Source organism: Bartonella sp. AD328YNZD, from assembly GCF_042196425.1.
The window spans coordinates 1-12,351 of record NZ_JBHIQG010000047.1; the positions used below are offsets into that span (position 1 = coordinate 1).

The 12,351-nt window shown below is 33.9% G+C and carries 4 protein-coding genes and 5 pseudogenes; 3 read left to right on the top strand and 6 right to left on the bottom strand.

The genetic code is table 11. The features are described from left to right. Nucleotides 1-1,229: 1,229 nt before the first annotated feature. A pseudogene (locus tag ACFIO3_RS03880) lies at nucleotides 1,230-1,866 on the top strand (integrase); the annotation flags it as partial. Between the two features lie 1,628 nt (nucleotides 1,867-3,494). On the opposite strand, the pseudogene ACFIO3_RS03885 reads toward ACFIO3_RS03880, so the two are convergent. From ACFIO3_RS03885 to ACFIO3_RS03910, 6 genes and pseudogenes are all read right to left on the bottom strand, one after another. Beyond that, nucleotides 3,495-6,457: pseudogene (locus tag ACFIO3_RS03885) on the bottom strand (autotransporter outer membrane beta-barrel domain-containing protein). 1,080 nt (nucleotides 6,458-7,537) lie between these two features. Further along, nucleotides 7,538-8,047: pseudogene (locus ACFIO3_RS03890) on the bottom strand (autotransporter outer membrane beta-barrel domain-containing protein); the annotation flags it as partial. Between the two features lie 529 nt (nucleotides 8,048-8,576). Then, nucleotides 8,577-9,008, bottom strand: coding sequence for a hypothetical protein (locus ACFIO3_RS03895; protein WP_375608496.1), 432 nt, complete (start codon nucleotides 9,006-9,008; stop codon nucleotides 8,577-8,579). Continuing rightward, a complete protein-coding gene (locus ACFIO3_RS03900; RefSeq protein ID WP_375608497.1) occupies nucleotides 8,981-9,358 on the bottom strand; it encodes a hypothetical protein in 378 nt (125 codons plus the stop codon). Before ACFIO3_RS03900 ends, ACFIO3_RS03895 begins: the two co-directional genes overlap by 28 nt. Continuing rightward, nucleotides 9,348-10,109 carry a hypothetical protein gene (locus ACFIO3_RS03905; RefSeq protein ID WP_375608498.1) on the bottom strand — a complete coding sequence of 254 codons (762 nt, stop codon included), beginning with the start codon at nucleotides 10,107-10,109 and terminating at the stop codon, nucleotides 9,348-9,350. Before ACFIO3_RS03905 ends, ACFIO3_RS03900 begins: the two co-directional genes overlap by 11 nt. Before the next feature lie 255 nt (nucleotides 10,110-10,364). Next, nucleotides 10,365-11,219: pseudogene (locus ACFIO3_RS03910) on the bottom strand (tyrosine-type recombinase/integrase); the annotation flags it as partial. Nucleotides 11,220-11,492: 273 nt separating this feature from the next. Here ACFIO3_RS03910 and ACFIO3_RS03915 point away from each other — a divergent pair. Both ACFIO3_RS03915 and ACFIO3_RS03920 read left to right on the top strand, forming a co-directional pair. Next, nucleotides 11,493-11,729 carry a DUF488 family protein gene (locus ACFIO3_RS03915; protein ID WP_375608499.1) on the top strand — a complete coding sequence of 79 codons (237 nt, stop codon included), beginning with the start codon at nucleotides 11,493-11,495 and terminating at the stop codon, nucleotides 11,727-11,729. Nucleotides 11,730-11,973: 244 nt separating this feature from the next. Next, a pseudogene (locus ACFIO3_RS03920) lies at nucleotides 11,974-12,171 on the top strand (helix-turn-helix transcriptional regulator). The last annotated feature ends 180 nt before the right edge of the window (nucleotides 12,172-12,351 follow it).

The following is a 12,351-nucleotide window of genomic DNA, read 5'->3' on the forward strand; positions in this document are numbered from 1 at the left end:
AAAAAATTTTTCTTATAAATATATTTCTTACACATAGATATGCCTTTAGTATTTGGTATGCTTTGATGCTTACTTCACTCCCCTGATGGCGCAAGTACCCAACCAACTTTTATATCATTATGTTTTTATTGTAAACAACAAAACAAATTATATTATGGTGTTTTCTATAATTTGGATTTTTATTTCAGAAAAGCTTTTTTCGATGATTATGAAAAGCAGTAAAAAATGAACTGCATAAAATCTAGTTTGGTAAGTTTATACTAAAAACACTATGAAGCATGATCTGCGAAAGAAGCACGATATTTAAAAATTGTCTATTAAAGATAATCTTTATAAAAGCTTTATAGCGTTGTGATGGGAGATATTGTTTTATGCATTCACCAAAATTTCAGCAGATATTTCTTTAATATGGAAGAAGAAATGAAGGGCGATGTTCACAGGCTTTCTTTAAAGAGATATGTTTTAAGACACCAAAGACCATTTCGCGATGGTGTCCATGAATGCTATAATGGTAAAGCCCTTAAGCCCCATTATCTTAACGCTTAATAAAAGAGCAAACCGGCATCAACACACACTTTACCGGTTCCTAATGTTGCCAGACAGCCCTTGGCACTTGAGGTGGTTCATTATAGGCATTTTTAGGCCTTCCTTATATAATTTTGGTCCACATGCTTGCTCCACTTAGGACATGCAAGAAAAATTTGATTGATTCAGTATAGAACAGGTTTGAAATAATAAAAATTAGGATATTCGAGACTCTCATTTAACATGCAAAATGAATAATTATTTTTATAAATCAATGTATCGTCATTTGTTTTACGATGTCGGGTCGCTTTGTGCTAGAATCAGTGTTAAGAAATGCTTTGAGTAAGTAAAAATTTCGTAATCTTTCATTCTTATTATTAAATAGGTGTTGCTTGATATTCGTTTTTTATGGTTTTATTCTACATAGCTAGTCAGTGTTTATTTATAGGTATAATACTTTGATTTATAATGATAATATAGTGTTATTCACCTTGAATGAGAGTCCTGAATATCGTAAGATTCTCTCATTTCAAATCTCCTTATATTGAAGCAATCAAGTTTTTCTTGCATGTCCTAAGTGGAGCAAGCATGTGGACCAAAATTATATAAAAAAGGACTAAAAATGGCTCTTAATGAACCGTTTCAAGGGCCAAGGGCTGCCCCGCAACATCCACGAGCTGGGAATGTAGTGTGATGGTGCTGGCTTGTTACTTCACAAGTGTAAAGATGGAAGTGTTCAATGGCTTTATCGTTATACCCTTCACGGACACTGCCGTGAAATGGGCTTGGGTGCTTTGAGAGATGTCTCTTTAAAGAAAGCCTGTGAATGTGCAATGCAAGTGTATTTGGTGTGGCGTGTTCTGTTTTATAGGAGAGGTGTGCCCCCCTTAAAGAACGTGAAAAACAAAAGCGTGAAGCAATGTGTAATCTCCATTATTAAAAAGACATCGCTCTAGATGCTTTTGAAAGCTGTAAAGCTGAACTAAAAAGAGATGAGAAAGATGGGAACAGATTTTTACTTTACCCCTTCATATTCTTCCAAAATTAGGCTGTCTGCTCGTTTCAGAGATTACACAAACAGAGATATACGCAATACCCTTTCCACTATTGGGCATATAAAAACTGGAGCAGCTCGTGGTGTACTGAATCGTCTTAATATTTCTCTTAAACATGCAGTTGCTTTGGGGCTGAATGTTGATTTACAGACAATAGAAAAAACAAAAGCTCTCTTAGGAAAACAACGCCATAAAACCATCAATATACTGGAAAGATGGTTCGGCTTTTTATAAAACGCTTTGTCAAAAAACAACTATGGCACATTTGGCTTTGCGTTTACTTATTAGGTACATTCTTTCTTATAATATAGCCATTGGTAAGCTTGAAAGAGTTTTCTGTCATTTTCCCATAAGCTTGTATAAGCAAAAGTCCACCTGTACTTAAAGGATTAGAAGCATTTTTTACAATACTTACATCTTTTAAATTGCTTTAAAGCTTAAGTTAATGTGAAAAAACGCTTCTTAAAGAAATATCTTTCAAGGTATGTTACACCCATTTTGCGCCGACGCTCGTGAATAGTATAATGGTAAATTCATTGAGCACTCCCATCTTTACGCTTGTGAATAAACACACACGCCCCTTTACGCTTGATAAAAAAGCAAGCTCATGAGACACTTTGCAAGCTCCCAATGTTGCAGACAGCCTTGGTATTTGAGACAGTATATAAAAGGGCTTTTTAGTCTTGTCTTAACAGTTTTTTATCCACATGATCACCTGCTTGTGACGTTGCAAGAGATATGGTTTTGATTGATTCAACATGGAACAAGGTTTGTAATGAGGGGATCTTACGGTCTTTAGGGCTCTCATTCAACATGCAAAACAATGAACATTCTTTATAAATCAATGAATTGCATTATACTTTATAATAGTTGTGTCGTTTAGTAATTCGATTCACTGTTAGTTTCCTCAGTTTATACTAAAGTAGAAGCATTTTTAGAGACAGCAGGCCGATTTGTATTGCCATTTTCTCGTTATTGTTAAATGTTTATTGATGATTTTTTCACCATCTGTTGCATGAAGTGTCTCATAAGTTTTGTTGGATATGTTTTTTGCACCATGAGTTTCAAGGAACTTAGTTTCTGCTTTATGGGTAGAAAATAGTAAAATTGTTACAGCTGCTGTGCACGATAGAATATTTTTTATATAAAAATATTTCTTAGCTTCTATTTATGACTTAAAAAATAATAATATCGAGTTATATTTATTTTTTTAATAAAAATAACTTATAAAGTTAAATTTATAGATTTTATATTTTAATTATAAATTAATTATGAAATGAAAAATTATTTAAAGATATTATTATTTTTATAAAATTTAATAGCTTTACGACTTACCCCATTATTAGAGAAATAGGGTTATGCGTTAAAAAATAGAGAAAACAGAATAACTAAGTACTGCTTTTACAGTATCATTTTAAGATTGATAACATCATATTGTGCTTAAAAATCACTCCTATTATACTGGTTTTAGCAGTTTTTCTATCGTTTTATTTTCTCTTAGTTCTCTTAGTAAGATGAGCTTGGTAGATGAGAGGGATAAATATTCTCAAAACTGTTTGCCTAAAAGAACAGTACATGGAAATCTAAATGAATCCTTATAGGTGGTGTTAAGTTAATTGATTGAACAAACAAGAGGATAAACATATCAAGGGTATGAATAAAGAACTTCTTTTATCATTATCTTTTCCAATGTTGTTTCCTTTATATTATCTAAAAATACACTTTTTTAGTTTTATGGGAAAATTTGATAACAAAATGTGCTATGCGACTCGTGTAAAGAGAGAGAAAAAGCGTATTTAAGTGAAAAAGAAAACCCTTCAGGAAAAAAATAGATTTTATATAAAAAAGGCAGCATATTATACTGCCTTTTTGTTAAATTTAATAGAATGAATAAACTGTTTTTGCAGTTTTGATTTAAAACTGATAGCGTATTCCTCCTGAAAAGCTTGCTCCAGATATACCCGTTTTTTGCAGTTTTTGTTGATAACTGACATCACCATGAAGTGAGAGATTTTGAGAAAGTTGTGCATTGATGCCAACGTCACCTTCGAGAGAGGTTCCTGTAGGATCAAGATCAAAGTCTCTGCCACTCTGGATGGTACTATCATCACCAAATGTTTTGAGAAGGTTTACTTTTCCATAGAAAGAAAGAGGAAGGTTGTTTTGAGTGGAGACAGTTTTTGTTATACGTCCACCAATTCGCGCCAACCATTGGGAAGGGTTTTTCATATCAATTTTTAAGTTATCGACATCTACAAGAGTGTCAAACATTAAATGTTGATAAACCAGCTGTGTTTGTGGTTCGAATGTGACGCCTTCAAGACCTGTTACAAATTGTTTATCGATAGTGGCAGAAACACTCAGTGCTTTTGCATTTTTTAATTTTGCGGTGTTTCCTCTGATGGCATTGGCGATATTTCCTTTTAGGATGCCATAGGATAAAAGTGTATCAATGTAGAAACCACTGTTATGTTACACGCTTCCATAGGTAGTAACGGCCCATTTATCCAACGTGCTTTTAGCTGCATCTTCCATATCTTTTGGAGTGAAAGAGAGGCGTCCATAGGTTCCTCCTAGTCCCAGATGTGTTGTGGTGTTTTGCCCTTCTAAGGTTGCCAATGCAACACCGGCTTGGAGAGAAGCATAGCGAATATTAGCGCTATACCCGTATTCCAGAGGACTGCGCTTGGAAGATAAGGTTGCTGTATTCTCATAGGTGTATAAGAAGAATGCGTTCTTTATCCCTTCTTCTTTTCCTATGGTTGATACTCTCATGCTGGCTAAAAACTCGTTTTGTTTAGCTATATCGGTTAATCCAGTGTGAAAGAGAGCATTCGGCATAACGATATAGCTTGCTGTTTGTGGAACAAGTTTTTCTACAGTTGAATAAGGGTCAAGAAAGTCTTTGTGTAAGCGGAAATCCCAGAAATTTTCATTCTTTTCATCAAAGAGATTTTGGTCAATATTGGCTTTACCATGGCTTGACTCTGGGCCATAGGCAGTCAGCGTATATTTATAAGGCAAATGATTTTTTGTGGTATAGCCATTGACGAGTTTGAAAGAGTCTTTCTGTGCTTTTCCTGAAACTTGGATGAGCGCAAGTCCACCTGTATTCGAAGGATTAGAAGCATTTACTACGCTATTTCTATCCCCTGAATCGCTTTTAATATAAACTGTTGTAGAGCCTGAAACATCACCGTAAATGAGAAGTCTATCGGTTCTTTGATCCGCACTTGCAAGACCATCACTCCAAGCAGTGTTGAAGTAAATCTTTGCATCTCCTGTTGCGTTGTAGACCACTTGCGTGTCTGGTTTTACCAGAGCCTATATGCAATGTGTGATAATGATAGTCTACCAGTCCATCAAAAACAATAGAACTGTTATTAAGATTAAGTACAGAAACATCAGAACGTGATCTTTGAGCGATATCAACGAGTTCTCCATTTTCATTGAGTTCTGTTACGCTTGTTTTTACGATCCATTTTGTTTGATTTTGTAGATCTTGTTTGATTTTGTAGATCAAAATGTACATTTCTGTCTTTAGCAATTTTTGCTCTGCCTTCTAAAACAGAATGATCTGCGTTTAATGTAAAAGCGCCATTGGGAATTGCTTTAGTATATTGATTTTCGCAATTTTTTGGTTCTATAATGAGACCATCACCTAACAAAACATCGGCACTGACTTTTGAATTTTTGAGATTAACCGTACCAATTGATAGATCGGGAACATCATTATTATTGTCTTGGGTGGTGAAAACCCCCAATGAGAATTCCAGCATCATTTTTAACGTTAAGATCTGTATTGGTTACAGTAATTTCATTGTCTCGAAAATTTTGTTGCGTAATATCATCTGGATCATAGGGAGTAAAGAATTGCATACCAGCGTTTTCTGCAGTTGCAGAAGTATTTGCTATATCAATATGTCCGCCATTAGCTACATGTAGTGCAATTTTTTTGCTTCTATATTGTTTTTTTCTCACTCTGTTGTGCATTGGATGAGATATTAGGATGAGTAGATTTTGGATTTACACTTGTTTCACCATGACTCATTGTAATTGTGCTATCCCCAATTGCAGAAAGACCGACAGCAATATTTTGAATGATTGTATTCTCTTTTAAAGTAATTTCACTACTAGAACTGCTGGTCCGTACACCAGTGCGCGCGTTGTGGGGGGCTGTATTGATTGTTTTTCCACCAGTGATTTTTCCACCATCAATGGCTTCAAGATCGTCAAAAGTATTTTTAATTATTGTATTGCCGCGCAATTCAATTCTACTTTTCAAACCAAAGGCAAATGCGCCGGTTTCTTCATCATCTGTTGTTAGAGTAACATTCGTAGTATCGATTAGTCCCTTTTCTTCTGCATACAATGTAAAATGTGTATTTTTTGCTGCTACTGTTCCTCCTACCATTGTGATTTGGGAGTTTTCATCTTTTGCGTAGAGCCCATTTCCATCAGATGATGTAATTTGTGCATCGTTGGTTAAAGTAATGTTGCTGCCGTTTTGAGCATATGCCGTTTTGAGCATATATTGTTGCACCGTCTGTCTCAAATGATCCTCCAGAGACTGTTATTGTAGAGTTATTATCTGCGACTATGGCATTATGTATTTGTTTCACGTTTACATTTTGTAAAGTGACTGTACTTTGGTTTGCTTCTACCCCAACGAGTAGTGGTGCATCATTTTTATCACTTGATATCGTCACATTTTCTAGTTTGCTTTCTTTGTTCTTACTGAAGTAAGCACCAATGTTGGAAGCGGTAATGCTTCCCCCAGTCATTTGAAATGTAGCGCTATCTTTTGCTATAATACCTAAGTAAATGGAAGAATCAGTTCCTTTAATGGTTGTTTTATCCCCCGTTAATGTGATCATACTGTTCTCACCTTCAGCTGTTACAGCAGCGGGTGGTAAGATGGAAGGATTTGAGTTGTCATTGGTGTCTTTATTTCCGGTTACACTTAAATTTTCACCGTTGATTTTTCCACCTTTTTCTGCGTGAATAATTTCATAGGTTTCTCCGGTCTTTCCCGTAACTTCTTACTCTGCTCCTGAGGATTTAAGAGTTTCAGCATGTGCATTGAAATGGATTCTAGAGAGTATGATCGCAACTGTTGCTGTATATGATAAAAGGGATTTTTTATACATCCGTATTCTCCTTTGAAGTCCCCAATATTCATTCCCCCCACCAACTTCATAAGAAGAATAGAAAATGAATTGTTGTTCTTAGTGCTATTACATGTTGAGTAAGTTATTTTTGTTTCTTTGTAAAAGCTTTTAAGTAATTTGCACAAAAAATCATATTATACATAGTTTATTTTTTATTAAATGAGTTTATTCATTTGTCATCTCTAATGTGATTATTTGTTATAGCGTGATAAATTAATAAAAATAATTTTTGAGAAATACTGAATATCCTTATGATTCTTGAGTTATTTTATGATAATTATTTGAAGATATTTTTACTGAATACGAAAAGATATTTTTTTACTCTATCGTTTACAGCTTTTTATATTTTCTCTTTTTTTAATATTATATGGATAGCAAAATTTGTTGGAGATTTCTGATGAGGAGAAAGTTTTTAATAAGCGCTTATCTTATTGAGGTCGGTAAAAAAGACATATTTTAAGTTTAAAAACGTAATTAATAAAGAGCTTTCTGTTGAAGCTTTGAAATGCATGGGGGTTTGATTAATAAAATTGCGCTTTTATTAAAAGGACGCTGCTTTCATTAATTGGGGATTTTTATATATTCTAGATAAAAATACCTTACATTTTTTCTTGATGGAAAACGAAGGGGATAGCGTGGAGTAATTAGGATTTATAAAGCGAAAAGGTGGTAGAGTATGATACCTTTTTGTTTAAAACTAATAGCGTATTTCTCCTGAAAAGTTTGTTCCGAATATACCGGTTGTTGCAGTTTTTTTGATAGTTTATATCACCATGAAGGACTAAATTATCGAGATAATTGTGCATTGATATCAAACCCTCTTTCAATGGCAAAATTCGCTGAATCAAGGGAAAATATATCGCCAGCCTGTATTTTAACATCATCACTAAAAGTTTGAAGTAAGTTTACTTTCCCAAAAAAAAGAGCACGATTTTTTTCGATATTAATAATTGTTTTTGTTTCGCGTCCACCAATTTGCATATAGGCAAGGTTCGCCGATATCAATTTTAAATTATCAGCATTTTCAATGACGTTAAAGATTAGACGCTGATAAACAAGCTGTTCCTGTGGAGCAAACGTTAGTCTTTTAATATTCGTTGCGAATTTTTGATCAATTTTTGTTGAGGCAATTAACATTTTTATATCATTGACTTTAATGGTATTTTTTGCAAAATTTGCAGAAATGTTTTCTTTCCCAATGTTATAAGAGAAGAGTGTATCCATATAGAAACCTTTGTTATGCTCTACACTCTTATAAGCTGTGATTGAGTATTTGTTGAACGTACTCTTGTCTGCATCCCCTACATCTTTTGGAGTGAGAGATAATTGACTATAGGCTCAAGCTCCCAATATTAAGGTTGTGTTTTTACCATACTGTGTTGATGCTTTAAAATCTTCTTGTGTTGCATCATAGAAAATATCAGTACCATGATCGCATTTAAAAGATCCACACTCAGAAAATAAGGGTCTTGTGTTTCCGTAAGTGTAGAGGAAGAAAGCATTTTGTTTTTTATGGCTTATTCCTAATGCTTTAATCCATTATTGGCTCAAAAAGTATTTTTTGCGTTATCAATGAAGTGAGTATAGAAAAAATATTTTGCATTATTACATAGCGGGCTAATTATGGAATAACAGTTTTTACTGCTGAATCGGTATCAGAGAGCACTGGTTGTAAGCGAAAATCCCAAAAATTCTTATTTTCTTCTAAAAGGTTTTTTTCAGCATTTGTTTTACTATGGTTTGATGTTGGTTCATAAGCTTTCAGTATATATTTATAAGGTGAACCACTTATTGTGATGTAGTTCTTTGCAAGTTTGAAAGAGTTTTAATTTATTTTTCCAGAAACTTGAATGAGTGAAAGACCACGTACACTGGTAAGAGAAGAAGTATCTGTTTTAATATTGTCTTTTTCTAAATGCCCAGTTACATAAATCAGTGTGGTACCTGAAACATCACCATGGATCAGAAGACGGTCAGCTTTTTGTTTGTTTATGGCAGTATTATCGTTCCATTCAACATTGAAATGAATTTCTGCTCTTCCTGTAGCATTGTAGACTTTTTTAGTATTTAGTCTGTCAGATCCTATGTGCAATGTGTGATAATGACTTTCTTTTGGCTTTTCAAAAACAATAGAGCTGTCATTGATGTTAAGGACAGAGACATCAGAACGTGCCCTTTGAGCAATATCAAGTGATTCTTCATTCTGACTCTTTTTATTTGTGCTCGTTTTCAGGATCCATTTCGTATTGTTTTGCAAATTAAAGATTGTTTTGAATTTTTTTCGTTGCTCACCCTGCCGTTTAAGATAGAGTGATCAGCGTTTAGTGTAAAAGTGAAGTTATTTTTTTTCGTTGAAGTTTTGGTTAATAATAAAACATCGGCATGGATTTCTGAATTTTTTAGCTTGGCTTTACCAGTTGACTCGTTTGCATTAATTCCAGTACCATTTACAATATTAAGTTTTGTATTGGTCAAATTAATTTCTGATGTTCTATTGTTCTTAGATTTTTCAAATATTATACCTCTGTTTTCTGCTGTAGCAGAAACATCTGTTACATCGATATGTCCATTATTATTTACAACAAATGCATCTTTTTTAGCAAGCACTGTTCCTCCGCTCATTTTGGTTATGCTGCCGTTTTCTGCAAGTAATACTATTTTTTCTGTGATTATGGTTCCTCCCGTCATTTTTATCGTGGATTCTGTATCTCTTGCATGGAGTCCAGTGCCATGGGATGATGTAGCTTGAACATTTGTAAGAAGATATTGCTACTTTTATGGTATTAAATATTCCTCCCAATATTGTGATTTCAGATTTATTATTTGCAGTAATGCTATTCATCGCATTAGTTACTTTTACATTTTCTAAAGTAACTTGACTGTTGTTGTACGCAACTACACCACTGGATAGTGGTGCTTTGCTATTTGATATTGTGATATCTTTTAGCTTGTTTTCAGTGCTCTTACTATCTAAGAAATTAGCGCCAGTGTTGGAAACTGTAATAGTTCCACCGGTCATTTTCAGTGTAGCACCATTTTTTGCTTTAAGACCGAAGAAAATGCTAGAATCAGTTCCTTTAATGATTGTGTCATCTAGTAATTCAATTGCAGTGTTAGAACCTTCAGTTGTTATAGCGTGCATATTTGTGTTAGTGTTTGTTTCTTTATTTCCAATTATGGTTAAATGTTTGCCGATAATTTTACCACCTTTTTTTGTGCAAATAATCTCATAGGTTTTGTTGGAAACTTCTGTTTTACTTTCTGAAATTTCGAGATTTTTAGCATGTGCATTAAGATGGATACCAGAAAGTACAACGGCTGCAACTACCGTGCAGGATAGAAGGAATTTTTTAGTCATCAGTCTTCTCTTTAAAAGTTCCCAATATTCATTCCCCCCTCTTTCATAAGAAGGAGTGAAAATGGATAGTTTTCAATAAAATACCTAATTTCTTTTATTTTGTTTATTTTTATCTGGCAAATTAAAGTATATGATAATATAAATTATATGAATAATTTATATTCAATTTAAATGTATTTTAAATAAAAATTCTTTTTTTAGCTTAGTTATTTAACATTAAATTTTTTTTCTAAATATAAAATGAATATTCAGCAACAATGCTTCAGATGATAAGATTTTGCGAAATTCTGTTGTAGCATCCTGCCTTCCTTTCATATACTCAGCAGGGATTGTCCATAGATTACCTTCAGCCTGATCCTTATGAATATAACGTACAGGATAAGTACGAATGCCTGTCAGAATAAGGAGACGTAAAACCAGTTGTGTCATAGTTGTTTTTTTACAAAGAGTTTGATAAAAAGTCGGCACATCTTTCCAATCTATTGCTGGCATGTTTTTTACTTTATGGAGTTGTTTTCCTAAGAGTGCGCGTGCTTTTTCTTTTGCTTGTAAATCAACATCCAAACCTAAAGCAGCAGCATGTTTGAGAAAAAGATTAAGACGATTAAGAGCTCTACAAGCTGTTGCAGCTTTTGTATGCCAAATGGGGGCAAGAACATTGCGTATCTCGGTTTGCGTAATCTCTGAAACGGGTAAACAGCCTAGTTTTGGTAAAATATGAAGTTTTAAAGGCGAAAACCAACGCCCATCTTTACCATCTCCTTTTAATTCAGCTTTACGACTTTCAAAAGCATCTAAAGCAATATCTTTTAAATAATGGAGATTGCTTATTGCCTCACGCTTTTGTTTCTCACGTTCTTTAATGGGATCACGTCCCTCATGCAAAACAGAACGCCATTGGTTTGCTAATTCACGGGCTTTTTTTAAAGAGACATGTCTTAAAGCACTCAAGGCCATTTCACGACGGCGCCCGTGAATGGTATAACGATAAAGCCATTGAGCATCTCCATTTTTACGTTTATGGAGAAGCAAGCCGGCACCATCACACACTTTGCCAGCTCGCTGGTGTTGCGACAGCTCTTGGCACTTAAAACGGTTCATAAGAGCCATTTTAGTTCTTTCTTGTACAGTTTTTACCCATACGCCAGCCCCGCTTGTGACGTGCAAGCAAGTGATATGAATTGATTCAATCTGAGAGGGTTTAGAATAAGAAAATCTTACTATATTCGGGACTCTCATTAAATATACAAAATAGTAAATTATCATTATAAATCAATGTGTTGTATAGAATATACTATCCTACCGCTTACTAAAGATGAAAAATTTTGTTTTTTTACCATTGGTTATGAGGGGAAATTACTCGAGAATTATCTTAATTTTCTTATGAAAAATAATATTAAGATTTTATGTGTTGTTCGTAAAAATCTTATAAGTAGAAAACGTGGATTTTCAAAGGGACAATTAGAGAAAGCTGTAAGAAATATTGATATTGAATATATTCATATGCCTGAACTTGGAATTGCTTCTGAAAAACGACGAAATTTAAAAAAAATCAAGATTATAAACGTCTTTTTGAAAACTATCAAAATACAACACTTAAGAACAATTCTCATGCAATAGGAAAATTATACAAACTTTTTTAGATAAAAGACGTGTTGCAATTACTTGCTTTGAAACTGATGTGTGTATGTGTCACAGAGGGAAAATTACCTTAGCTCTCACTGAGTTAGAAGATTGGAAATGTGAAATTAAACACATTTAAAAAATAAATCTACAAACTTTTAAAATATGGAGATGCGTCCTTTAGTTTTCAGCACTTACGCCCATTTAAGTAACATGAAAAAGAGAAAGGTAATGAAATGATATGATATTTGATGATGGCAATAAATATGTAACAATACGTGAATGTGCCCAGCTTTTTAGCGTATCGACAACAACGGTTCTCAATTGGGTGCGAGAAGTTTCCTCAACCCTATAAGCTAGGAAGAGCAGTAAGGTAGAGGAAAAAAGAGTTTTAGCATTCACTCCAAAGAAAAATAAGGAGCAAATAAGAACAAATTAGGTGAAATTGTATAAACTGTAGAAGGTGGTCTAAAGGGTAAACTAAAAATTTCTATTTAAATAATAATAAATCTATATATTTTAATATGTTAAAGATAAAAAAGTGGTGCCCAAAAGAGGACTCGAACCTCCACGCCTTACGGCACAGGTACCTGAAACCTGCGCGTCTACCAATTCCGCC